Here is a 23,881-nt window from a genome sequence, read left to right as displayed (position 1 = left end):
GATCATGAAAAAGAAAACACCGGCCAACCTGCACCATCTTTATCATGAAGCATTACCCGAAGACGTTAAGCTAACGCCGATGGTCGAGGTGGACAATGTCCACCAGCGGCGAACCACCGATGTCTATGAACATGCCCTGACGATTACCGCCTGGCAGCAGATTTACGATCAGCTTCATCCGGGGAAATTCCACGGTGAATTTACCGAAATCCTGCTCGATGATATTCAGGTCTTTCGTGAATATACCGGTCTGGCCCTGCGCCAGTCTTGCCTGGTGTGGCCTAACTCGTTCTGGTTCGGTATTCCGGCCACTCGCGGCGAGCAGGGATTTATTGGCTCACAGTGTCTCGGCAGCGCCGAAATCGCCACCCGGCCCGGCGGCACGGAGTTCGAACTCAGTACGCCGGACGATTACACCATTCTTGGGGTTGTTATTTCAGAGGACGTGATTACCCGCCACGCGGGCTTCCTGCATCACCCGGAAAGAGTGCTGCATATGTTGCGTAACCAGTCGGCGCTGGAAGTCAAAGAGCAGCATAAAGCGGCGCTGTGGGGCTTCGTGCAGCAGGCGCTGGCGACGTTCAGCGAGAACCCGGAAAACCTGCATCAGCCCGCTGTGCGCAAAGTGTTGGGCGATAATCTGCTACTGGCGATGGGGGCGATGCTGGAGGAGGCGCAACCGATCGTCACCGCCGAGAGCATCAGCCATCAGAGTTACCGGCGGCTGCTGTCCCGGGCGCGGGAGTATGTACTGGAGAATATGTCGGAGCCGCTGACCGTTCTCGACCTGTGCAATCAGCTGCACGTCAGCCGCCGTACGCTGCAAAACGCCTTTCACGCAATTCTCGGAATAGGACCGAACGCGTGGCTGAAGCGTATACGCTTAAACGCGGTGCGCCGGGAGCTGATCAGCCCGTGGTCGCAGAGCGCCACGGTTAAGGATGCCGCAATGCAGTGGGGATTCTGGCATCTGGGCCAGTTCGCCACCGATTATCAGCAGCTGTTCGCCGAGAAACCGTCGCTGACGCTGCATCAGCGGATGCGGCAGTGGGCGTGATGGCGATTGATTTACCGGATGGTGTTTCATGCCGTTATCGTAGGCCTGTAAGCGTAGCGCCATCGGGCAAAGCAGCGCCGGATGGCGGCGTAAACGCCTTATCCGGCCTACGAACCGCGCCATCAGGCAATTTTATACCCAGTCGCGCACCTGAATGAACTTGCCTAGCGCCGCTTCCGGGCTATCCGCTGCCGGCTGGTAGTTATATTCCCAGCGTACCAGCGGCGGCATTGACATCAGGATGGACTCGGTGCGGCCGCCGGTTTGCAGGCCGAACAGGGTGCCGCGATCCCATACCAGGTTAAACTCCACGTAGCGCCCGCGACGGTAGAGCTGAAAATCCCGCTCGCGTTCACCCCATGCTATTTCCCTGCGTCGCTCGACAATCGGCAAATACGCCTCGGTATAGCCGTTACCCACCGCCTGCATAAAGTCAAAGCAATGATCGAAGCTGGGGGTATTCAAATCATCGAAAAACAGGCCGCCGATGCCGCGCTGCTCGTTACGGTGTTTGAGAAAGAAATAGTCATCGCACCACTTTTTATAACGCGGATAAACGTCTTCGCCGAAGGGCTGGCACAGATCGCGGGCGGTACGATGCCAGTGCACGGCATCTTCTTCAAAGCCGTAGTAGGGGGTTAAATCGAAGCCGCCGCCGAACCACCATACAGGATCGGCGCCCGGTTTTTCCGCGATAAAGAAGCGCACGTTGGCATGGCTGGTGGGGATATAGGGGCTGCGCGGATGCACGACCAGCGAGACGCCCATCGCTTCAAAGCTGCGGCCAGCCAGCTCAGGACGGTGAGCAGTAGCGGAAGCCGGCATCGCATCGCCGTGCACGTGCGAAAAGTTAACCCCAGCCTGCTCAAAGATCCCGCCATCGCGCAGCACCCGGCTGCGCCCGCCGCCGCCGCCTTCCCGTCGCCAGCTATCTTCGACAAATTCGTCGCCGTCAACGGCGCTGAGCTTTTGGCAGATAGCATCCTGGAGCTGAAGGAGGAAGGCTTTTACCTGGTGCGCGTCGGGTCTCATTAACGTCTCTTCGAATGGGCTTTCTGGTTATCGAACCAGTGGAAATAGCTGATAATGCCGTTGGCAATCGCTGTGGCGATTTTCTGCCGGAAGGCAGTGGTGCCGAGCAGTTTTTCTTCGTTCGGATTGGTAATAAACGACGTCTCTACCAGTACCGACGGAATCGATGGCGATTTCAGCACCACGAACGCCGCCTGTTCGGTATTGCGGCTGTGCAGCTTATGCACTGGCTTAATCTTTTTCAGGATATGCGAGCCGAGCGTCAGGCTGTTTTTGATGGTATCAGTTTGTACCAGGTCGAACAGCACTTGCTGCAATAGGTGGTCTTTATCCGTCGTTTTCTTGCCGGCCACTTCATCCGCCCGGTTTTCACGGTCCGAGAGATATTTCGCCATGGCGCTACTGGCGCCGCGGTTGGAGAGGGCGAAAACGGAGGCGCCGGCCGCGCTCGGGTTGGTGAAGCCGTCAGCGTGAATTGACATAAACAGATCGGCGCCGTGCTGGTGGGCGATCTCCACGCGGTCATAGAGCGGAATAAAGGTGTCGCCGCTGCGCGTCAGGCGCGCATCGATACCGTTGCTACGCAGGATGCTGCGCACGTTTTTAGCGATCGCCAGCACTACGTGCTTCTCTTTTGAACCGTTATGGCCGATAGCGCCAGTGTCAATACCGCCATGGCCCGGGTCGAGCATCACGACGCGTTTGGCGCCTTTTTTCTTCGCTGCGGGTTTGCTGTGCCCATTGGATGTTTTCAATGGCTGTTGTTCTTTCGCGCTGGCCTGTGAGGCGATCCCTGAAAGCGTGATTGCTGCCAGCCCGGCTTTCAGCACCTGGCGGCGCGAAGCAAGTATTTTTAAAGGTTTAAAAGTGCTCATTCGGCCTGAATTGCAAACAAGTGGTAACCAATGTTATATCGTATCGTGTTTTCTGATACGACCATTCAAAATAAGAATTGTTTTACTTTTCATTTCAATACATGACAAAGTCATATTATGCCATTTTTTGCGGCTCATTGCGCCTGATATTGGCTATCGGGCACAATCGCGCCATAATCTCTGTTTTTAACCGTCAATGGTGGGGAATACCATGGAGATACGCGTTTTTCGCCAGCAAGATTTCGAAGAGGTCATTACCCTGTGGGAGCGTTGCGATCTCCTGCGACCATGGAACGATCCGGAAATGGACATTGAACGTAAGCTGAACCACGATGCCAGCCTGTTTCTGGTCGCCGAGGTTAACGGGGAAGTGGTCGGCACGGTGATGGGCGGTTATGACGGTCATCGCGGGTCTGCCTATTATCTTGGCGTGCATCCTGAATATCGCGGACGCGGTATTGCTAACGCGCTGCTTAACCGGCTGGAGAAAAAGCTGATTGCCCGCGGCTGCCCGAAAATAAACATTATGATACGCGAAGATAATGACGTGGTGCAGGGGATGTACGAACGCCTTGGCTATGAGCATTCAGATGTACTGTGCCTCGGCAAGCGCCTAATTGAAGATGAAGAATACTGAGTTTATCCCCGCCGATTTTGATACCCACGGCCGCCTGCGTTTGCCGTTTCTTTTTTGGTGCGTACTGCTGCTCCAGGCGCGAACATGGGTGCTGTTTCTGATGGCCGGCGCGTCACGGCAGCAGGGCGACGCGCTGCTGAATCTGTTTTATCCGGACCACGATAATTTTTGGCTGGGATTGCTTCCCGGCATCCCGGCGGTGCTGGCGTTTATTATTAGCGGGCATCGTCAGCGCTTTCCCCGGCTCTGGCCCCTGATGCGCTGGTTGCTGGCGCTTTCCCAGCTATTGCTGTTGGTCTGGCAACCACTGCTGTGGATGAGCGGCGAATCGCCCTCGGCGCTGACCATCGGCCTGCTGGCGGCGGATCTTTATGCGCTCTGGTGGCTGTTAAGCAGCCGTCGGCTGCAGGCCTGTTTTCGCGAAGAACAGGTTTAACGGCACTTTTTGCCGATCGCGCACTCCAACATGCGTTGAATAAATCAGAAAGGACACTCAGTCATGAAATCGCTACGTTTATTTCTCTGCGCATTACCGCTGGCTTTAACCGGCTGCTCGACGATGAGCTCGGTTAACTGGTCGGCGGCCTATCCGTGGAACTGGTTTGGTTCCTCCACGGAAGTGACCGAACAGGGCGTAGGCAACCTGACGGCGTCAACGCCGCTGAACGAACAGGCGATCGGTGATGCGCTCGGCAGCAGCTACCGCCTGCGCAGCGGCATGAAAACGGCTAACGGTAATATTGTGCGCTATTTCGAAGCGTTAAAAGATGGCAAGGTCGCGCTGACCATTAACGGCGAGAGCGGGACTATCAGCCGCATCGACGTGCGCGATAGCAATATCAAAGCCGCCAGCGGCGTGAAAATTGGTACCCCGTTCAGCGATATCTACAGCAAGGCGTTTGGCAACTGCCAGAAAGGCAGCAACGACAACGGTGCCGTGGTGGAATGCAAGGCCGAGGGCAGCCAGCATATTAGCTATGCTTTCACCGGCAACTGGAGCGGTCCTGAAGAGTTAATGCCCTCCGACGACACGCTGAAGAACTGGAAGGTGAGCAAGATTATCTGGCGCCGCTAATTTGATCTGAAGTGATTCGAGGTCCTGAAAAAGCGGGTACAATAACGCCTTAAAAAAGCCACAGCGTTGTGGCTGTCCTATTTTTCAGGAGGAGCGATGTCTCAGGTTCAGAGCGGCATTTTGCCGGAACATTGCCGTGCGGCGATTTGGATTGAAGCAAATGTCAAAGGCGATGTTGACGCCCTGCGTGAAGCCAGCAAAGTGTTTGCCGATAAGTTAGCCACCTTTCAGGCGAAATACCCGCAAGCGAAGCTGGGGGCGGTGGTGGCTTTTGGCCATAACGTCTGGCGCCAGCTGAGCGGCGGCGTTGGGGCCGAAGAGCTAAAAGACTTTCCGGCCTACGGCAAAGGTCTGGCGCCGTCGACCCAGTACGATGTGCTGATCCACATTCTCTCCGCGCAGCATGAGCTGAACTTCTCTGTGGCGCAGGCGGCCATGTCTGCTTTTGGCGCAGCAGTTGATGTTAAAGAAGAGATTCATGGCTTTCGCTGGATTGAAGAGCGCGATCTGAGCGGCTTTGTCGACGGTACTGAAAACCCGGCCGGCGAAGAGACGCGCCGTGAAGTGGCGGTGATTCAGGATGGCGTCGATGCGGGCGGCAGCTACGTATTCGTGCAGCGCTGGGAGCACAACCTCAAGCAGCTTAATCGCATGAGCGTCCCTGACCAGGAGATGATGATCGGCCGCACCAAAGAAGCCAACGAAGAGATTGACGGCGACGATCGTCCGGACACCTCTCACCTGAGCCGCGTGGATCTGAAAGAAGAGGGAAAAGGGCTGAAGATTGTCCGTCAGAGCCTGCCGTACGGCACCGCCAGCGGTACCCACGGCCTCTACTTTTGCGCTTACTGCGCCCGTCTGTACAACATTGAGCAGCAGCTGCTGAGCATGTTCGGCGATACTGACGGTAAGCGTGATGCGATGCTGCGTTTTACCAAACCGGTGACCGGCGGATACTACTTCGCGCCTTCGCTGGATAGACTGCTGGCGCTGTAAGATTTCCCCTCTCCCCACAAGGGGAGGAAACCGTTCGGCACCGCAGGCAAGCGTCGAACGGTTTCCGGTTCTGAATGCGTGATTCAGATAAGCTTTGCCATTTCCTTATTCTCTTTTCGACTTCCAAATCGCCAAACGGTATATAAAACCGTTACTCCTTTCATAGCCGTTATAAATATGATGATCAGCAGAAAATCATCATATTGATAAGGGTGCGCAATGGCCGTTAAATCATTAACAAAAGGATATCTGGCGCTGGCTGCTTCTGTGCTGCTGGTTGCGCAGGCGCAGGCGACGGAACTGCTGAACAGTTCCTACGATGTTTCCCGCGAGCTGTTTGCCGCCCTTAACCCGCAGTTTGAACAGCAGTGGGCGAAAGATAACGGCGGCGATAAGCTGACGATTAAACAATCTCATGCCGGGTCATCAAAACAGGCGCTGGCGATTCTGCAAGGGCTTAAGGCCGACGTGGTGACCTACAATCAGGTGACCGACGTCCAGATTCTGCACGATAAAGGCAAACTGATCCCGGCGGACTGGCAAAGCCGTCTGCCGAATAACAGCTCGCCGTTTTACTCGACGATGGGATTCCTGGTGCGTAAAGGCAACCCGAAAAATATCCACGACTGGAATGACTTAGTGCGTTCCGACGTGAAGCTGATTTTCCCGAACCCGAAGACCTCCGGCAATGCCCGTTACACCTACCTGGCTGCCTGGGGGGCCGCGGACAAAGCTGACGGCGGCGATAAAGCGAAAACCGAGCAGTTTATGACTCAGTTTCTGAAAAACGTCGAGGTGTTTGATACCGGCGGGCGCGGCGCAACTACCACCTTTGCCGAGCGTGGGCTTGGCGATGTGCTGATTAGCTTCGAGTCTGAAGTGAATAACATTCGTAAACAGTACGAAGATCAGGGCTTTGAGGTGGTCATTCCTAAAACCAATATCCTCGCTGAATTCCCGGTTGCCTGGGTGGATAAAAACGTGCAGGCCAACGGAACGGAGAAAGCGGCGAAAGCCTACCTGAACTGGCTCTATAGCCCGCAGGCGCAGACGGTCATCACGGACTATTACTATCGCGTGAACAACCCGAAAGTGATGGATTCCCTGAAAGAGAAATTCCCGCAGACCGAGCTGTTCCGCGTGGAAGATAAATTTGGTTCCTGGCCGGAAGTGATGAAAACCCATTTTGCCAGCGGCGGTGAGCTGGACAAACTGCTGGCGGCGGGGCGTAAGTAATGTTTGCAGTATCGACTAAACGCGTGCTGCCGGGCTTTACCTTAAGCCTCGGGACCAGCCTGCTGTTCGTCTGCCTGATCCTATTGTTACCGCTCAGCGCGCTGGTGATGCAGCTTGCCCAGATGAGCTGGGCGCAGTACTGGGATGTGGTCACCAACCCGCAGGTGGTAGCGGCCTATAAAGTGACGCTGCTCTCGGCGTTTGTGGCGTCGATTTTTAACGGCGTGTTCGGTCTGCTGATGGCGTGGATCTTAACCCGCTACCGCTTCCCGGGCCGCACGCTGCTTGATGCTCTGATGGATTTGCCGTTTGCGCTGCCGACGGCCGTTGCCGGCTTAACCCTCGCGTCGCTCTTCTCCGTGAACGGGTTGTACGGCGAGTGGCTGGCGAAATTTGATATTAAAGTCACCTATACGTGGCTCGGTATCGCGGTGGCCATGGCCTTTACCAGCATCCCGTTTGTGGTGCGTACCGTGCAGCCGGTGCTGGAAGAGCTGGGCCCGGAATATGAAGAAGCGGCGGAAACCCTGGGCGCCACGCGCTGGCAGAGCTTTCGCAAGGTGGTGCTGCCGGAGCTTTCCCCGGCGCTGATGGCCGGCGTTGCGCTGTCCTTTACCCGCAGCCTCGGGGAGTTCGGCGCGGTGATTTTTATCGCCGGCAACATTGCGTGGAAAACGGAAGTGACCTCGCTGATGATTTTTATCCGTTTGCAGGAGTTCGATTACCCGGCGGCGAGCGCGATCGCTTCGGTGATCCTCGCTGCCTCGCTGCTGCTGCTGTACTCGATTAACACTCTGCAAAGTCGCTTTGGTCGACGTGTGGTAGGTCACTGATGGCGGAAGTTACGCAATTGAAGCGATACGATGCGCCCCGCATCAACTGGGGTAAATGGTTTCTGATAGGTGCGGGCGTGCTGGTTTCTGCCTTCATCCTGATTGTGCCGATGGTCTATATCTTCGTGCAGGCCTTTAGCAAAGGCCTGATGCCGGTGCTGCAAAATCTTGCAGACCCGGACATGCTGCACGCCATCTGGCTAACGGTCATGATTGCCTTGATTACCGTACCGGTAAACCTGGTTTTCGGTACGCTGCTGGCGTGGCTGGTGACGCGCTTTACCTTTCCAGGCCGTCAGCTGCTGTTGACGCTGCTGGATATACCTTTTGCCGTCTCGCCGGTGGTGGCGGGTCTGGTTTATCTGCTGTTTTACGGTTCTAACGGTCCGCTGGGCGGCTGGCTCGATGAGCATAACCTACAGATTATGTTTGCCTGGCCGGGTATGGTCCTGGCGACCATTTTTGTGACCTGTCCGTTTGTGGTCCGCGAACTGGTGCCAGTGATGATGAGCCAGGGCAGTAATGAAGATGAGGCGGCGATTCTGCTCGGCGCTTCGGGCTGGCAGATGTTCCGCCGGGTTACGCTGCCCAACATTCGCTGGGCGCTGCTCTACGGCGTGGTGCTGACTAACGCCCGCGCGATTGGTGAATTCGGCGCCGTGTCGGTGGTTTCCGGCTCAATTCGCGGCGAAACCTTATCGCTGCCGCTACAAATTGAACTACTGGAGCAGGATTACAATTCCGTCGGTTCCTTTACCGCCGCCGCCCTGCTGACGTTAATGGCTATTTTGACCCTATTTTTGAAGAGTATGGTGCAATGGCGTTTGGCCAATCAGGAAAAACGCGCGCAACTGGAGGGAAATCATGAGCATTGAGATTGCCAATATTAAGAAGTCTTTTGGTCGCACGCAGGTGCTGAATGATATCTCGCTGGATATCCCCTCCGGACAGATGGTCGCGCTGCTGGGGCCGTCAGGCTCCGGGAAAACCACGCTGCTGCGTATCATCGCCGGGCTGGAAAATCAGTCCAGCGGCCATATCCGTTTTCACGGTACCGACGTCAGCCGCGTGCATGCACGCGACCGTAAAGTCGGCTTCGTGTTCCAGCACTACGCGCTGTTTCGCCATATGACGGTGTTCGACAATATCGCCTTTGGCCTGACGGTACTGCCGCGTCGTGAACGACCAAATGCTGCCGGCATCAAGGCAAAAGTCACCAAACTGCTGGAGATGGTCCAGCTGGCGCATCTGGCGGATCGCTATCCGGCCCAGCTTTCCGGCGGGCAGAAGCAGCGCGTCGCGTTAGCGCGCGCGCTGGCGGTTGAACCGCAGATTCTGCTGCTGGATGAACCTTTTGGCGCGCTGGACGCCCAGGTACGTAAAGAATTGAGACGCTGGCTGCGTCAGCTGCACGAAGAGCTGAAGTTTACCAGCGTATTTGTCACGCACGATCAGGAAGAGGCGACCGAAGTTGCCGATCGCGTGGTGGTCATGAGCCAGGGCAATATCGAACAGGCCGATGCGCCCGATCGGGTATGGCGCGAGCCGGCCACTCGTTTTGTGCTGGAGTTCATGGGCGAAGTTAACCGCCTGAAGGGAACCCTTCGCGGCGGTCAGTTCCACGTCGGCGCGCATCGCTGGCCGTTGGGCTATACCCCGGCGTACCAGGGGCCGGTCGATCTGTTCTTGCGTCCGTGGGAAGTGGATATCAGCCGTCGTACCAGCCTGGATTCGCCGCTGCCGGTACAGGTGCTGGAAGCGAGCCCGAAAGGCCACTACACCCAATTAGTTGTGCAGCCTCTCGGGTGGTATGACGAACCGCTAACCGTGGTGCATCAGGGTGAAGATGCGCCGCACCGCGGGGAACGCCTGTTTGTTGGCCTGCAGAACGCGCGTCTGTACAACGGCAATGAACGTATTGAGCCGCGCGAGGAGCTTGCTCTGGCTGAATCGGCCTGATAGCTTATTGCATAGTTTATCGCCCGGTGGCGCTTCGCCTATCGGGCCTACAGTTATCACTACGTCTTGTAGGCCGGGTAAGCGAAGCGCCACCCGGCTTTTTTATTGAGTAGAAATCGTGAATACACTCGAACACACCATCGGCAACACTCCTCTGGTCAAACTGCAGCGCATGGGGCCGGACAACGGCAGCGAAATATGGGTCAAACTCGAAGGCAACAATCCCGCGGGCTCGGTGAAAGACAGAGCGGCGCTGTCGATGATTGTCGAGGCTGAGAAGCGCGGAGAAATTAAGCCCGGTGATGTGCTGATTGAAGCGACCAGCGGCAACACCGGCATTGCGCTGGCGATGATCGCCGCGCTTAAAGGCTATCAGATGAAGCTGCTGATGCCGGACAACATGAGCCAGGAGCGCCGTGCCGCCATGCGCGCCTACGGCGCGGAGCTAATTCTGGTGACGAAAGAGCAGGGAATGGAAGGTGCGCGTGACTTAGCGTTAGAAATGGCACAGCGCGGCGAAGGCAAGCTGCTCGATCAGTTCAACAACCCGGACAACCCGTACGCGCACTACACCACCACCGGGCCGGAAATCTGGCGGCAGACCGACGGGCGGATCACCCATTTTGTCTCCAGTATGGGCACCACCGGCACCATTACCGGCGTATCGCGTTTTCTGCGCGAGCAGGATAAAGCGGTGAGCATCGTCGGACTGCAGCCGGAAGAGGGGAGCAGTATTCCCGGAATTCGCCGCTGGCCTGCCGAATATATGCCGGGTATTTTTAACGCGCAGCTGGTGGACGTGGTGCTCGATATCCATCAACAGGATGCCGAAAACACCATGCGGATGCTGGCGGTGAAGGAAGGGATTTTCTGCGGCGTCAGTTCCGGCGGCGCGGTGGCGGGCGCGTTGCGCGTTGCCCGCGAAAATCCCGGCGCGGTAGTGGTGGCGATCGTTTGCGATCGCGGCGATCGCTACCTTTCTACCGGTGTATTTGGCGAAGAGCACTTTACCCAGGGCGCGGGAATTTAAACTTCGGGCATGTCGAGCAGGTCGGTTCCGTAGGAGTTGTCCACGGTGCAGAGCCAGCGTTCGCCCTGCTGACGAAAGACATAGGTTGCGCGCCGCGTGACCTGTGTTATCCCGGCTTCTGTCGGGATATCCAGTCGGGTCTCCATAATCACCAGCGCATTATCGCCGCCTTCGATGATCTCCATTTTTCCCTGCGTCACCACCAGCCGGTGCTGGAAATAGTCGGCAATGGCGATAAACGCGTTGCGAATATTTTCTTTGCCTCTGACCACCATGCCTGGTTTGACGACAAGCGCGGCGTCTTCAGCGTAATATTCCATCAGTGTTGCGTAATCTTCCTGGGAGATAGCGCGATCGCAGGCTTCGATGGCGGCTTTAAGTTGCGGGTTGGGATTGTGCATTTCTGGCGATCCTCGCATTGTCGGGCTTGAATAAAAGCGTTTTGCTTACTTTGCCGTCAGCTTATCAAGGAACACCCATAGCTTCTCATTCATTTCGCGATAATCCCAGGCGCGCATCTCCTATTCACTGCGAATGAAACGCCTGCCTCTGGCGGCGCTGAGCTCCAGCTGTGAATGAGAGATCAGCAGCTCGATGACCTCAGCATCAAACTCCATGTGGCACTGGAAGCCATAGACCCGGTCGCTGTATTTCACAATTTGCCGCGGGCAGCCTTCGCTGGAGGCCATCACTTCCGCCTCTGGCGTCAGGCCAGGCATATCGTTATGCCAGTGGCCGACGACCAGCGAGGGGCCAAAATGGGCCAGTTTGTCATCCTGCAGACCTGCGGTGGTGAGCGTGATAGGATAGTGGCCGACCTCTTTTTCTGGACTCTGCATAACCGGCGCGCCCAGCGCTTCACCGATAAGCTGCGAGCCGAGACAAATCCCCACCACGATCCGCCCGGCGGCAATGGCCTGTGCAATCAAACGCTGCTCGGCGTGGCTATCAAACCAGGGGCACTCAGTTAATGTTGTGCGCGGAGATTGTGGGCCGCCGAGCACAACCAGCATATCAAAAGCATCGGCGTTTTCCGGGAGCGCATCTCCCGCATATACCCGCGACCAGCTGGTACCGTAGCCGCGCGCCTGCGCCCAGCGCAGGTAAGCCCCCGGCGCTTCAAAGACTTCATGGACGATAAAGTGGATCTGCATAGCGTTAACTCCCGTCACTGTTGTTGTAATACCTGGTATAAGTCATTGGCGAGCTTATTAATTTCATTATCGTTAAGCGCTGCAAGCGACAACCGCAGCCCGTGCGCTGGGGCGCGAATGCCGAACGTTTCGCCTTCGCGAACCAGCCAGCCGGCGTGCGCCAGACGGAGCGCCACCGGCTGGCTCGGCTCCTGCAGCGGGAACCAAAAATTAAGCCCGTCTCCTGGCGTCAGGTGGGTGATTCCGCGGCTGGCGAGGGCGGCAATCAGCTTTTCATGCTGCTGACGATAGTGGCGCCGGGTTTCCGCCAGAGAGGCCATAAAGGCGTTGTCGTTAAGGCAGGCGATGACCAGATCCTGCAACAGATGGCTGACCCATTGGCTACCGGAATTAAGCCTCAGTCGCAGCGCCGCCGACGTGTCGGCGTCGCTGGCGACGATGGCCAGACGCATATCCGGCCCCAGGGTTTTTGACAGGGAGCGTACCAGCGCCCAACGCTGGCTTTCCACGGCGATAGGGGAGTACCAGGGCGTGGCGGAGAGCAGCGCGAAATGATCGTCAACAATTACCAGAACCTGCGGATAGCGGGCCAGTATTTGGCGTATTGCCCGGGCGCGGGAATCGCTGAGGCTACAGCCGGTCGGATTGTGCGCGCGCGGGGTGATAATGACCGCCCGGGCGCCGTTGCGCAGCGCCTCTTCAAGGGACTCAGGTTGCATGCCTTCCCCGTCGACCGGCACCGGGGAAGGGTGAAAACCGGCATAGCGCAGCATATTGATGCTGCTGAGAAAGCAGGGATCTTCAATGGCCACGCTATCGCCGGGCAGCAGCAGGGCGCATAGCAGGCGCTCAAGCGCATCGACGGCGCCGCTGGCGAGGTTAATCTCGGCGTCCATCTCCAGATCCGGGTTAACCCAGCGGCTGGCCCACGCGGCCAGCCGGGGCTCAACCGCCGCATCGCCGTACAGACGGGGCGTTAAAGCAATCGCACCGAGGGAGTGCTTGAGGTCCGCCAGGCGAGCGGGATCGGGATTACCGCTGGAAATATCCTTCAGCGGCGAAGAGGGATCGCCCCCTTCAATGGCGGGAAGAGTATTATGCGTTTTAATGGCGGTGCCATTACGCCCTTGACTGATGGCCAGACCGGAGGTTACCAGGCGCTTATAGGCGGCAGCGACGGTATTGCGATTAACCGCCAGCTTGCCAGCCAGCTCGCGGACCGGCGGCAAAATATCGCCAGGCTTGAGCGCGCCGCTTTGTACCAGATGGCGGATGTTATCGAAGATCTCACTGGCAGTTTTTCCAACGATCATTATTGACCTATGACAAAATGAATTTTAGCATAGGACGAATGATAATCAGAGTCTGACTCGCTGTCCAGCGGGAGGAGAAAGGATGGATCAGCAAGATGAAATACAATCGGTGCTCTTTAACGATAAAAGCCGGGCGCTGCAGGTCGATATTGTGGCCGTGCAGTCGCAGGTGGTCTACGGCAGCGTAGGCAACAGTATTGCGATACCGGCGATAAAGCAGCATGGCCTGCGGGTCATCGCGGTGCCGACGGTGCTGTTCAGCAATACGCCGCACTATGATACTTATTATGGCGGCGTTATCCCGGAAGAGTGGTTTGCCGGCTATTTAAAGGCGCTGGAGGAGCGTGACGCGCTCCGCGAGCTGCGGTCGGTAACGACCGGCTATATGGGCAGCGCCGTGCAGATTAAGCGTCTGGCGCAATGGCTGCTGCGCATTCGCGAGCACCATCCTGAACTGTGTATTATCGTTGATCCCGTCATTGGCGATGTGGATAGCGGCATCTACGTCAAGGCCGAGATCCCTGAAGCCTACCGTGCGCATTTGCTCCCGCTGGCTCAGGTGATCACGCCCAATTTGTTTGAGCTGGAGACGCTAAGCTGCCTGCCTTGTCATAATCAGCAGGAGGCGATTATTGCCGCCCGTAGTCTGCTCTCTGATTCACTGAAATGGGTCGTTATTACCAGCGCACCGGGAGCGGATAGCGCCACGATCAACGTGCTGGTGGTTAGCGCAGAGTCGGTCGAGGTGATCGAACATCCGCGTGTAGAAACCGACCTTAAGGGAACGGGCGATCTTTTTTGCGCCGAACTGGCCTGCGGCCTGGTGGGCGGAATGCCGCTGGGCGACGCCGCTAAAGTCGCCGCGCAGCGGGTGCTGGCGGTTATGACGTGGACCGATGAACAGGGCTGCGATGAGCTCATTCTGCCGCCGAGAGGGGAAGGAGTATGAAGAGCTATCGCTTAGTGGTGCGTCAGCAGGGAAGAGTCGTCGGTCATTTTGAAACGACCGGCAGCGAAGCGCTGGAAGATATCTGCGAAATTGGTTCGCTCTTTGGCGCCGTGGGTGGATATCAGTGTGATTTGCTGGTTTCTGATAGCGAGAAGCGGATTCTGGAAAGCAGTCCAGAAGGGATGAAAATACTTTCGCGAGAGAAGCGCTACCGGCCGTTTAAAGCGGCGATATAAAAAAATGGCGCCGAGAGGCGCCATTCTTCTGCGGCAAGAATTACTTCTTGATGCGGATAACCGGAGTTTCACCCACGGTTACGCTACCGGACAGTTTGATCAGCTCTTTGATCTCGTCCATGTTGGAGATAACAACCGGAGTCAGGGTAGACTTGGCTTTCTCTTCCAGCAGCGGCAGATCGAATTCGATAACCGGGTCGCCGACTTTCACGCGCTGGCCTTCTTCAGCGATACGTTTGAAGCCTTCGCCTTTCAGTTCAACGGTATCAATACCGAAGTGAACGAACAGTTCAATGCCGCTATCAGATTCGATTGAAAAAGCATGGTTGGTTTCAAAAATTTTACCGATGGTACCATCTACCGGCGCAACCATTTTGTTGCCAGTAGGTTTGATAGCAATGCCATCACCCACAATTTTTTCCGCGAAAACTACATCCGGCACGTCTTCAATGTTGACGATCTCGCCAGAGAGCGGGGCAACAATCTCAATAGTTCCGGTGTCTTTTTTGTCATCAGAAACCAGAGATTTCAATTTATCGAACAAACCCATGATCTTCTCCTAAGCAGTAATTTGGGCCGCGCATCTCGTGAATTAGCAGATTGTTTTTTCTTCAATGAACTTGTTAACCAGCGTCATTAACTCGTCCGTTGTCGGTTGAGCAAGAGCCTGCTCTGCTAATACTTTCGCATCTTCGAAGTTCGTGTTACGGATAATCTTCTTGATGCGCGGGATGGAAATGGCGCTCATAGAGAACTCGTCCAGACCCATACCCAGCAACAGAAGTGTAGCACGTTCATCGCCCGCAAGCTCACCGCACATGCCAGTCCATTTGCCTTCAGCATGAGAAGCATCAATAACTTGCTTAATCAGCGTCAGCACGGACGGGGACATTGGCTGGTAAAGATGTGAAATCATATCATTACCACGGTCAACTGCCAGAGTATACTGCGTTAAATCATTGGTACCGATACTAAAGAAATCAACTTCTTTGGCTAAGTGACGAGCAATTGTCGCAGCGGCTGGGGTTTCCACCATCACGCCAATCTCAATGGACTCATCAAAAGCTTTACCTTCGTCGCGCAGTTCCTGTTTGTAGATTTCGATCTCTTTCTTCAGTGCACGCACTTCTTCAACAGAGATGATCATCGGGAACATGATGCGCAGTTTACCGAAAGCGGAAGCACGCAGGATTGCACGAACCTGGTCGCGCAGAATCTCTTTGCGATCCATGGCGATGCGCACCGCGCGCCAGCCGAGGAACGGGTTCTCTTCTTTCGGGAAGTTCATATACGGCAGCTCTTTGTCGCCGCCGATGTCCATGGTGCGAACGATAACCGCCTGCGAGCCACACGCTTCGGCAACGGCTTTGTAAGCGGCGAACTGTTCTTCTTCAGTTGGCAGCGAGTCGCGGTCCATGAACAGGAATTCTGTACGATATAAGCCAACGCCTTCTGCGCCGTTACGCTCGGCACCTTCAACGTCGCGTACGGTACCGATGTTTGCGCAGACTTCAACCTGATGGCCGTCCAGCGTGATTGCCGGCAGGTCTTTCAGCTTAGCCAGTTCCGCTTTTTCTTCAGCGACCTGAGCCTGCAGGTTGCGCAGTTCTTCGATTTGTTGGTCGTTCGGGTTAACCAGAACCTGATTATTCACCGCGTCGAGAACCAGATAGTCGCCGTTTTTCACCTGGCTGGTCACGCTGCCGGTGCCCACGATGGCCGGCAGTTCAAGGGAACGCGCCATGATGGAGGTGTGGGAAGTACGGCCGCCTGCGTCGGTAATGAAACCCAGTACCTTGTTCAGGTTCAGCTGCGCGGTTTCAGACGGAGTGAGGTCAGCGGCAACCAGAATAACTTCATCCTGAATCGCGCTCAGATCGATGATGGCCAGACCGAGGATGTTGCGCAGCAGGCGCTTACCGATGTCGCGTACGTCAGCTGCACGCTCTTTCAGGTATTCGTCATCCAGTTCTTCCAGGGCAGTAGCCTGACCTTCGATAACTTCATTGGCTGCCGCATCGGCAGTCATATGCTTATCTTTAATCAGGGCTATGATTTCCTGCTCAAGCTCCTCATCTTCCAGCAGCATGATGTGCCCTTCGAAGATGGCTTCTTTTTCTTCACCGAAAGTTTCACCAGCTTTGGTTTTGATGACCTCCAGCTGGGCGGAGGCCTTGGAGCGGCCGTTCAGAAAACGTTCAACTTCCTGATCAACCTTATCGGCAGAAATTTTCTTCCGGTCGATGACAATTTCATCTTCTTTCAGCAGAAGAGCTTTGCCGAAAGCGATACCCGGGGATGCTAAAATGCCTGAAATCATAACCCTACCTTACTTGTGACTGATATTAAAAAGAACCCGTGAACTTACTCGAGTTCAGCCATCAGTTTAACCAGATGCTCAACTGCTTTCTGCTCATCTTCGCCTTCGGCAGAGAGAGTCACAACGGTACCCTGGGTCAGGCCCAGAGTCTGCAGTTTGAACAGGCTTTTGGCGCTGGCGCTTTTGCCGTTGGAGGTTACAGTGATCTCAGAAGTGAAGCCTTTTGCTTCTTTAACAAACTGAGCAGCAGGGCGGGTGTGCAGACCGTTCGGAGCGGTAATAGTAACTTCTTGCTGGAACATTATATTTCCCCAACTTATAGGTTTAGTGTTGTGGACCTAAAGTTTAGCCTAACGGCCAAACTTTAGCCTGTATCGTTAGCGCCGGCATCACGTATCCGGCTCCGGCACCAGCAGCGGTGAATCGCTGTGGAAACCTTCGGCCGTTAACGTCTACCACGTCATTAAACATTATGCCGCTAAAGGAAGACTTGAACCAAATCATAAAATCGATTCAGCTTATGGAAATCCAAATCGGAATAATTTCGCGCATCGAAATAAATGTGCTGGTTAAATACCAGACCCAACGAAGTGAATCAATGCCAGGAGGGGTAAAAGTTTGACGTGTGCCACAAAAAAGCACCTGAAAAGGTGCTTTTTTACACGATATTAACAAGCTGGCATTACTGTTGCAGTTCTTTCTCAGTGAAGAGATCGGCAAACAATGCGGTGCTTAAATAGCGCTCACCTGAAGAAGGTAGGATAACCACAATATTCTTATTGGTAAAGGATTCATCCTGCTGCAGCTTCAGCGCAGCGGCAACGGCGGCGCCGGAAGAGATCCCGGCCAGAATGCCTTCCTCTTCCATCAGGCGGCGCGCGGTGGAAATGGCTTCTTCATTGGTGATCGCAATCACTTTATCCACCAGTTTCAAATCCAGGTTGCCTGGGATAAAGCCTGCGCCAATACCCTGAATTTTATGCGGTCCGGGCTTAAGCTCTTCGCCCGCCAGCGCCTGGGCGATAACCGGGGAATCGGTGGGTTCAACGGCAACGGTAATTAGATCTTTTTTACCTTTGGTGCCTTTGATATAACGGCTCACGCCGGTCAGTGTACCGCCAGTACCGACGCCGGAGATAAATACGTCAACCTGACCATCGGTATCTTCCCAGATTTCCGGGCCGGTGGTTTTTTCATGAATTTCCGGGTTCGCCGGATTGCTGAACTGCTGCAGCAGGAGGAATTTTTCCGGATTGCTGGCGACAATCTCTTCGGCTTTCTGGATGGCGCCTTTCATGCCTTTAGCGCCTTCGGTCAGCACCAGATTGGCGCCCAGGGCCTTCAGCAGCTTGCGGCGTTCGATGCTCATGGTCTCCGGCATGGTCAGCGTCAGCTTATAGCCGCGCGCCGCAGCCACGTAGGCCAGAGCGATACCGGTATTACCGCTGGTCGGTTCCACCAGCTCAACGCCGGGTTTCAGCACGCCGCGTTTTTCGGCATCCCAAATCATATTGGCACCGATACGGCATTTTACGCTAAAGCTCGGGTTACGAGATTCTACCTTTGCCAGGATGCGCCCGTTACCGATGCGGTTCAGTCGTACCAGCGGCGTATGGCCGATAGTCAGGGAGTTGTCTTCAAAAATCTTACTCATGGCCCGTCCTTAACTGTATGAAATTTGGGAGTACGGCTTCAGCATACCCGCTTAAAGAATATGCGGAAGTAAGGATTTAGCATATCTATATTCGGAAGAGAAATAATGACAAGCCAGAAGTAATAAGGAGCGGCATAAGCCGCTCCGAAAGCGATAGCGCTACTTCCACATCGCGTGTTTGTCGCGGTAGCAATCAACCCACATTGCCGTCGCGCCGCAAATCGCGACGGGCAGGATGACCAGGTTCAGCACCGGGATCATGGTAAACAGGCTGGTCAGGGCGCCAAACTGCATATTGGTCACTTTACGCGTGCGCAGCGCCTGACGCATCGTTTTAAACGGTACCTTATGGTTATCAAAAGGATAGTCGCAGTACTGAATTGCCAGCATCCAGGCGCTGAACAGGAACCACAGCACAGGAGCTATGGTCTGGCCGATACCGGGAATAAAGTAGAGGATCAGCAAAACGATGGCCCGCGGGAGATACCAGGCGAACTTCTGCCACTCGCGCTTCATGATGCGCGGCACATCTTTCAGAATGCCGAAAACCCCGACGTCCGGCGGCGTCGCACCCGTCAGGCGCGCTTCAAGCTGCTCGGCCAGCAGGCCGCTGAAGGGAGCGGCAATCCAGTTGGCGATTGTCGAGAAGAAGTAGCCGAAGACAAGCAGAATCGAAATGACCACCATGGGCCACAGCAGATAGTTAAGCCATTGCAGCCATTCAGGAACATGGCTCATCAAAGAGGGGATCCAGCTGTCGAGACGGGTGAACAACCACCAGAATGCGCCGCCCATCAGAATAATGTTGACGAGCAAAGGGAGGAATACGTATCGACGTATCCCCGGCAGCCCGATCAGCTTCCAACCCTGCGAAAAGTAGTAGACGCCACTGCGCGGGGTCGTTACGGATGATGAAACCATAGTCAGGTAATGCTCCTTTTTTGACATCCAGGCTGAATGCCGGGCTATTTTATCGGGTTAGCAGACAATAACCAGTTAGGAAATGTTCGAAAAAACAGCAAAAAGCACGATTTAGTTCATCTTTATGTAGTGAAAGCCCCACACGCACTTGCACTTGATGTAATCGGCAAATACTCTTAGTGAGTAAATGTTTGCCGTGGTGGCAAGGTGTTAGAACAACAGAGAATATAATGATGCAGGATTTGCGTCTGATATTAATCATTGTTGGCGCGATCGCCATAATCGCTTTACTGGTGCACGGTTTTTGGACCAGCCGTAAAGAGCGCTCCTCGATGTTTCGCGATCGCCCACTGAAACGTATGAAGTCACGCGACGATGAAGAGTCGGAAGGCGACGACTTTAATGACGATGTTGAAGGCGTTGGTGAAGTCCGGGTTCATCGGGCCAGTCATGCGCCGAATGGCGTTCATGGGGAGCATGAAGCACCTCGTCAGCCGCAGCACCAGTATCAGCCTCCTTATGAGCGTCAGGCGCAGCAGCCACCTGTGCGCCCGGAAGAGCCTGTCCGTGCAGCGCAGCCGCCGCAACAACAGCCTGTTCACCCCCAGGCCCCGGTTCAGCAACCGCATCACGCCGTGCCGCCTCAACAGCCGGTGATGCAGCCGCCGCAGCAGGTCCAGCCGCCGCAGCCACAGCAACCTGTTCAGCATGTGCAGCAGCCGGTTCAACAACCTGCCGTCGCTCCAGAGCCTCAGCCGGCGCCAGAACCTCAGGCCCCTGCATCGCAGCAGGCCGCCCCGCAGCCTAAAGAGCGTAAGGAGACGGTCATCGTGATGAACGTCGCCGCGCACCATGGTTCACAGCTCAATGGCGAGCTGTTAATCAATAGCATCCAGCAGGCGGGTTTCAAATTTGGCGATATGAATATCTTTCATCGCCATCTCAGCCCGGACGGCAGCGGTCAGGTGCTCTTCAGCCTGGCCAATATGGTTAAGCCCGGCACCTTCAATCCGGACAGTATGGCGGATATGATGACGCCAGGGGTCACTATCTTTATGCAGGTTCCATCCTTTGGCGATGAACTGCAAAACTTTAAGCTGATGCTGCAGTCCGCGCAGTACATTGCCGATGAAGTCGGCGGCGTAGTACTGGACGATCAGCGTCGGATGATGACGCCGCAAAAACTGCGTGAATATCAAGATCGAATTCGTGAAGTGAAAGAGGCTAACGCCTGATTCATCTTCTTGCGTTTCATCTACTTATCCTGAACCCCCGCCCGTCGGGGGTTTTTTATCATTGATGGTGTGATATGGAATCGAACGAACAAAAACTGACTGAACTGCGAACCACGCTTCGCCATCATGAATACCTGTACCACGTCATGGATACGCCGGAAATTCCTGATGCTGAATACGATCGGTTGATGCGTGAACTACGTGAACTGGAAGCTCAACATCCTGAATTGATTACGCCCGATTCACCTACCCAGCGCGTCGGCGCCGCACCGCTAGCCGCGTTCAGCCAGATTCGCCATGAAGTGCCGATGCTGTCGTTGGATAACGTTTTCGATGAAGAGAGCTTCCTTGCGTTTAACAAACGCGTTCAGGATCGTCTGAAAAATACCGATGACCTGACCTACTGCTGTGAGCTTAAACTCGATGGCCTGGCGGTCAGTATCCTGTATGAAAACGGCGTACTGGTACAGGCGGCGACCCGCGGCGATGGAACGACCGGTGAAGATATCACCTCCAACGTACGCACCATTCGCGCTATCCCTCTGAAGCTACACGGTGACAATATTCCGCAGCGGCTTGAGGTTCGCGGAGAGGTTTTCCTGCCGCAGGCAGGGTTTGAAAAAATTAATGAAGAGGCGCGGCGAACCGGCGGTAAAGTCTTTGCTAACCCGCGTAACGCGGCGGCGGGGTCTTTACGCCAGCTCGACCCGCGGATTACCGCGAAGCGTCCACTCACTTTCTTTTGCTACGGCGTGGGCGTACTGGAAGGCGGCGAGCTGCCGCGTAGCCACTCAGCGCGCTTGCAGCAGTTTAAGTTCTGGGGGCTGCCGGTTAGCGAGCGTGTAAAGCTCTGCCATTCGCCAGAGGAAGTGCTTACTTACTATCGCAAAGTTGAAGAAGATCGGCCGAATCTGGGGTTTGATATCGACGGTGTGGTTATCAAAGTGGATTCGCTTGATCTCCAGGAGCAGCTTGGTTTCGTGGCCCGCGCGCCGCGCTGGGCAGTGGCGTTTAAGTTTCCGGCCCAGGAGCAAATGACTTTCGTGCGCGACGTCGAGTTTCAGGTTGGCCGTACTGGCGCCATCACGCCGGTAGCGCGTCTGGAGCCAGTACAGGTCGCCGGAGTTCTGGTTAGCAACGCAACGCTGCATAATGCTGATGAAATAGAACGCCTGGGGCTGCGCATCGGCGATAAGGTGGTTATTCGCCGCGCCGGGGATGTTATCCCTCAGGTCGTGAACGTCGTCCTCTCAGAACGCCCGGAGGAGACGCGTGAAATCGTGTTTCCCACGCATTGCCCGGTATGTCATTCCGACGTTGAACGCGTAGAAGGCGAAGTGGTGACGCGCTGTACCGGCGGCCTGATCTGCGGCGCCCAGCGTAAAGAAGCACTCAAGCACTTTGTCTCCCGTCGCGCCCTGGATGTGGAGGGGATGGGCGATAAAATCATCGATCAGCTGGTCGAAAAAGAGTATGTGCATACGCCTGCCGATCTTTTTCAACTGACGCCGGGTAAGCTTACCGGGCTCGATCGCATGGGGCCAAAATCAGCGCAGAACGTGGTGGATGCGCTGGAGAAGTCAAAAGAGACCACCTTTGCCCGTTTCCTTTACGCGCTGGGGATCCGTGAAGTCGGAGAGGCGACGGCAGCCGGTTTAGCGGCCCACTTTGGCACCATTGAGGCGCTGGAGCAGGCATCGATTGGCGATCTGCAAAAAGTGCCTGATGTCGGGATTGTGGTCGCCACGCACGTGCGTAATTTCTTTGCCGAAGAGAGCAACCGCGAAGTGATTGCTCAGTTGCGTAAAGAAGGCGTCCGCTGGCCGGCGCCGGTGGTGGTCAATGCTGAAGAGATTGATAGCCCATTTGCCGGGAAAACGGTGGTTCTGACCGGTAGCCTGAGCCAGCTCTCCCGTGATGAGGCGAAAGCCCAGCTGGTTGCGCTGGGCGCGAAGGTGGCGGGCAGCGTGTCGAAGAAGACCGACCTGGTCATCGCCGGGGAGGCGGCGGGCTCTAAGCTTGCCAAAGCGCAGGAGTTGGGAATTGCGGTGATCGATGAAAACGAAATGCTGCGTCTGCTCGGAGAGTCGCGTGGATAAAGATCAGCTTATTGAGATTGCCAATACGGAAATGCCGTTTGGTAAATACAAAGGGCGGCGTTTAATCGATGTGCCGGAAGAGTATTTGCTGTGGTTTGCCCGTAAGGATCAATTTCCCGCCGGGCATCTTGGCGAGCTGATGGCGTTAACGCTATTGATTAAAACTGAAGGGCTGACCAGCCTGGTCGAGCCCCTTAAGCGCCCGCGTTAGGCTTCGGAGGCGCGGCTTTTCTCCTGCGCCTGTAACGCTTCGGCCTGGCGCTTATAGCGCCGCGCCAGCACCGCGCAGACCATAAGCTGAATCTGATGGAAGATCATCAGCGGCAGCACCATTATCCCCAGGATAGAGGTCGGGAAGAGAATATTGGCCATCGGAATGCCGTTCGCCAGGCTCTTCTTCGACCCGCAGAAGACAATCGTAATTTCATCCGCTTTATTAAACCCGCACCTGCGCGCCACAAACACGTTGATAGCAATTACAATCGCCAGCAGCACGATGCTGACAATAACGATAAACAGTAGCGATCCAATGCCGACTTTGTGCCAGATACCGTTAACCACCGCCTCGCTGAACGCCGAATAGACCACCAGCAGGATGGAGGTCTGGTCGGTTTTCGAGATCCATTTTTTATGTTTTGCCACCCAGTTGCCTATCCACGGGCGAGAGAGGTGCCCCAGCACAAACGGCAGCAGCAATTGCAGCATAATCTTGCCGACCTGCTCCAGACTTCCGCCCGCGCCGTGCAGATTCATCAACAGGCCGACCAGCAATGGCGAAATGAAGATCCCGAGCAGGCTTGAGGCCGAAGCCGAACATACTGCAGCCGCAACGTTGCCGCCCGCCAGAGAAGTAAACGCAATGGCCGACTGGACGGTGGCAGGAAGAATACAGAGGTAAATAAACCCGGTGTAGAGCGCCGGATCGACGTTAACGGGCGCCCACCAGGCGAACAGCACGCCAAGAACCGGAAAGACGATAAACGTGCTGCACATGACCCAGAGATGTAAACGCCAGTGGCTGCCCCCGGCAACAATCGCCTCACGCGAGAGTTTGGCGCCGTGCATAAAGAACAGCAGCGCGATCGCGGCGGTCGTTAAATGTTCGAAGAAAGGGACAAATCCACCGCGAGCAGGGAAAAAAGAGGCCAGCAGTACGACGGTGACTAACGTCAGGGTGAATGGATCAAGAATGCGGAAAAATTTCATAAACGCTCCTGAAAATCGATGCCGCTATTGTGCTTTCTTTAGTTTGAGAAATAAAATCGATTTA

At 55.4% G+C, this 23,881-nt stretch carries 25 protein-coding genes and 1 pseudogene; 15 read left to right on the top strand and 11 right to left on the bottom strand.

The window, feature by feature from the left end; all coding sequences use genetic code 11:
- Nucleotides 1-4: 4 nt before the first annotated feature.
- Nucleotides 5-1,057, top strand: coding sequence for an HTH-type transcriptional regulator EutR (gene eutR, locus IYV58_RS19935; RefSeq protein WP_004123391.1), 1,053 nt, complete (start codon nt 5-7; stop codon nt 1,055-1,057).
- Nucleotides 1,058-1,189: 132 nt separating this feature from the next.
- Here eutR and hemF read toward each other — a convergent pair whose 3' ends face one another.
- Both hemF and amiA read right to left on the bottom strand, forming a co-directional pair.
- A complete protein-coding gene (hemF, locus tag IYV58_RS19930; RefSeq protein ID WP_087828511.1) occupies nt 1,190-2,089 on the bottom strand; it encodes an oxygen-dependent coproporphyrinogen oxidase in 900 nt (299 codons plus the stop codon).
- Complete coding sequence (gene amiA, locus IYV58_RS19925) at nt 2,089-2,964, bottom strand: N-acetylmuramoyl-L-alanine amidase AmiA (protein WP_004870750.1); 876 nt, start codon at nt 2,962-2,964, stop codon at nt 2,089-2,091. Before amiA ends, hemF begins: the two co-directional genes overlap by 1 nt.
- Nucleotides 2,965-3,175: 211 nt before the next feature.
- On the opposite strand from amiA, the gene IYV58_RS19920 reads away from it, so the two are divergent.
- The 9 genes from IYV58_RS19920 (at nt 3,176) to cysM (ending at nt 10,730) form a co-directional block, all read left to right on the top strand.
- Nucleotides 3,176-3,601, top strand: a complete 426-nt coding sequence (locus IYV58_RS19920) for a GNAT family acetyltransferase (protein ID WP_004104360.1) — start codon at nt 3,176-3,178, stop codon at nt 3,599-3,601.
- On the top strand, nt 3,588-4,037 hold the full coding sequence (locus tag IYV58_RS19915) for a DUF2919 domain-containing protein (RefSeq protein WP_049113197.1): 450 nt from the start codon (nt 3,588-3,590) through the stop codon (nt 4,035-4,037). The genes IYV58_RS19920 and IYV58_RS19915 overlap by 14 nt, the downstream gene beginning before the upstream one ends.
- Before the next feature lie 63 nt (nt 4,038-4,100).
- Nucleotides 4,101-4,676: an RpoE-regulated lipoprotein gene (locus IYV58_RS19910; protein WP_004123384.1), complete on the top strand. Its 576-nt coding sequence runs from the start codon at nt 4,101-4,103 to the stop codon at nt 4,674-4,676.
- 96 nt (nt 4,677-4,772) lie between these two features.
- On the top strand, nt 4,773-5,672 hold the full coding sequence (locus IYV58_RS19905) for a Dyp-type peroxidase (RefSeq protein ID WP_004123382.1): 900 nt from the start codon (nt 4,773-4,775) through the stop codon (nt 5,670-5,672).
- Between the two features lie 219 nt (nt 5,673-5,891).
- Nucleotides 5,892-6,908: a thiosulfate/sulfate ABC transporter substrate-binding protein CysP gene (cysP, locus tag IYV58_RS19900; protein ID WP_004123380.1), complete on the top strand. Its 1,017-nt coding sequence runs from the start codon at nt 5,892-5,894 to the stop codon at nt 6,906-6,908.
- Nucleotides 6,908-7,741 carry a sulfate/thiosulfate ABC transporter permease CysT gene (gene cysT / locus IYV58_RS19895; RefSeq protein WP_004123378.1) on the top strand — a complete coding sequence of 278 codons (834 nt, stop codon included), beginning with the start codon at nt 6,908-6,910 and terminating at the stop codon, nt 7,739-7,741. Before cysP ends, cysT begins: the two co-directional genes overlap by 1 nt.
- Nucleotides 7,741-8,616: a sulfate/thiosulfate ABC transporter permease CysW gene (cysW, locus tag IYV58_RS19890; protein WP_004123376.1), complete on the top strand. Its 876-nt coding sequence runs from the start codon at nt 7,741-7,743 to the stop codon at nt 8,614-8,616. The genes cysT and cysW overlap by 1 nt, the downstream gene beginning before the upstream one ends.
- On the top strand, nt 8,606-9,700 hold the full coding sequence (gene cysA / locus IYV58_RS19885; protein ID WP_004123374.1) for a sulfate/thiosulfate ABC transporter ATP-binding protein CysA: 1,095 nt from the start codon (nt 8,606-8,608) through the stop codon (nt 9,698-9,700). The genes cysW and cysA overlap by 11 nt, the downstream gene beginning before the upstream one ends.
- Before the next feature lie 118 nt (nt 9,701-9,818).
- On the top strand, nt 9,819-10,730 hold the full coding sequence (gene cysM / locus IYV58_RS19880; protein ID WP_004123372.1) for a cysteine synthase CysM: 912 nt from the start codon (nt 9,819-9,821) through the stop codon (nt 10,728-10,730).
- On the opposite strand, the gene IYV58_RS19875 is transcribed toward cysM, so the two are convergent.
- From IYV58_RS19875 to ptsJ, 3 genes and pseudogenes are all read right to left on the bottom strand, one after another.
- Nucleotides 10,727-11,131, bottom strand: a complete 405-nt coding sequence (locus tag IYV58_RS19875; protein ID WP_004123370.1) for a YybH family protein — start codon at nt 11,129-11,131, stop codon at nt 10,727-10,729. The two genes, cysM and IYV58_RS19875, sit on opposite strands and share 4 nt — an antisense overlap.
- A 45-nt stretch (nt 11,132-11,176) precedes the next feature.
- A pseudogene (locus IYV58_RS19870) lies at nt 11,177-11,884 on the bottom strand (type 1 glutamine amidotransferase).
- Nucleotides 11,885-11,898: 14 nt separating this feature from the next.
- Nucleotides 11,899-13,197: a MocR-like B6 salvage transcription factor PtsJ gene (gene ptsJ, locus IYV58_RS19865; RefSeq protein WP_195729206.1), complete on the bottom strand. Its 1,299-nt coding sequence runs from the start codon at nt 13,195-13,197 to the stop codon at nt 11,899-11,901.
- Between the two features lie 82 nt (nt 13,198-13,279).
- Between ptsJ and pdxK the strand changes: the two genes are divergently transcribed.
- Together pdxK and IYV58_RS19855 are read left to right on the top strand one after the other, a co-directional pair.
- A complete protein-coding gene (pdxK, locus tag IYV58_RS19860; protein ID WP_195729205.1) occupies nt 13,280-14,146 on the top strand; it encodes a pyridoxine/pyridoxal/pyridoxamine kinase in 867 nt (288 codons plus the stop codon).
- Complete coding sequence (locus tag IYV58_RS19855) at nt 14,143-14,382, top strand: hypothetical protein (protein ID WP_004123360.1); 240 nt, start codon at nt 14,143-14,145, stop codon at nt 14,380-14,382. The genes pdxK and IYV58_RS19855 overlap by 4 nt, the downstream gene beginning before the upstream one ends.
- Nucleotides 14,383-14,422: 40 nt before the next feature.
- On the opposite strand, the gene crr is transcribed toward IYV58_RS19855, so the two are convergent.
- From crr to cysZ, 5 genes are all read right to left on the bottom strand, one after another.
- On the bottom strand, nt 14,423-14,932 hold the full coding sequence (gene crr / locus IYV58_RS19850; protein WP_000522253.1) for a PTS glucose transporter subunit IIA: 510 nt from the start codon (nt 14,930-14,932) through the stop codon (nt 14,423-14,425).
- A gap of 42 nt (nt 14,933-14,974) precedes the next feature.
- A complete protein-coding gene (gene ptsI / locus IYV58_RS19845; RefSeq protein WP_004123358.1) occupies nt 14,975-16,702 on the bottom strand; it encodes a phosphoenolpyruvate-protein phosphotransferase PtsI in 1,728 nt (575 codons plus the stop codon).
- Nucleotides 16,703-16,746: 44 nt separating this feature from the next.
- Nucleotides 16,747-17,004 carry a phosphocarrier protein Hpr gene (ptsH, locus tag IYV58_RS19840; protein ID WP_002913505.1) on the bottom strand — a complete coding sequence of 86 codons (258 nt, stop codon included), beginning with the start codon at nt 17,002-17,004 and terminating at the stop codon, nt 16,747-16,749.
- 380 nt (nt 17,005-17,384) lie between these two features.
- Entirely contained in the window at nt 17,385-18,356 is a 972-nt protein-coding gene (gene cysK, locus IYV58_RS19835) for a cysteine synthase A (RefSeq protein WP_004123356.1), read from the bottom strand.
- Nucleotides 18,357-18,515: 159 nt separating this feature from the next.
- Nucleotides 18,516-19,277 (bottom strand): sulfate transporter CysZ, encoded by a 762-nt coding sequence (gene cysZ / locus IYV58_RS19830; RefSeq protein WP_004123354.1) that lies wholly within the window; start codon nt 19,275-19,277, stop codon nt 18,516-18,518.
- 230 nt (nt 19,278-19,507) lie between these two features.
- Between cysZ and zipA the strand changes: the two genes are divergently transcribed.
- The 3 genes from zipA (at nt 19,508) to IYV58_RS19815 (ending at nt 22,822) form a co-directional block, all read left to right on the top strand.
- Complete coding sequence (gene zipA, locus IYV58_RS19825; protein ID WP_170100779.1) at nt 19,508-20,512, top strand: cell division protein ZipA; 1,005 nt, start codon at nt 19,508-19,510, stop codon at nt 20,510-20,512.
- A gap of 74 nt (nt 20,513-20,586) precedes the next feature.
- Complete coding sequence (ligA, locus tag IYV58_RS19820; RefSeq protein WP_142473899.1) at nt 20,587-22,611, top strand: NAD-dependent DNA ligase LigA; 2,025 nt, start codon at nt 20,587-20,589, stop codon at nt 22,609-22,611.
- A complete protein-coding gene (locus IYV58_RS19815) occupies nt 22,604-22,822 on the top strand; it encodes a DUF3820 family protein (RefSeq protein WP_004123346.1) in 219 nt (72 codons plus the stop codon). The genes ligA and IYV58_RS19815 overlap by 8 nt, the downstream gene beginning before the upstream one ends.
- Here the strand turns inward: IYV58_RS19815 and IYV58_RS19810 are convergent.
- Complete coding sequence (locus IYV58_RS19810) at nt 22,819-23,817, bottom strand: bile acid:sodium symporter family protein (protein WP_004123343.1); 999 nt, start codon at nt 23,815-23,817, stop codon at nt 22,819-22,821. The genes IYV58_RS19815 and IYV58_RS19810 overlap by 4 nt on opposite strands.
- Nucleotides 23,818-23,881: the final 64 nt, after the last annotated feature.

The sequence above is a fragment of the Klebsiella sp. BDA134-6 genome, from assembly GCF_015601345.1.
Classification (GTDB): domain Bacteria; phylum Pseudomonadota; class Gammaproteobacteria; order Enterobacterales; family Enterobacteriaceae; genus Klebsiella; species Klebsiella grimontii.
Note: the sequence above shows the minus strand (reverse complement) of the source record. Positions and strands in the feature narration are given on the sequence as shown.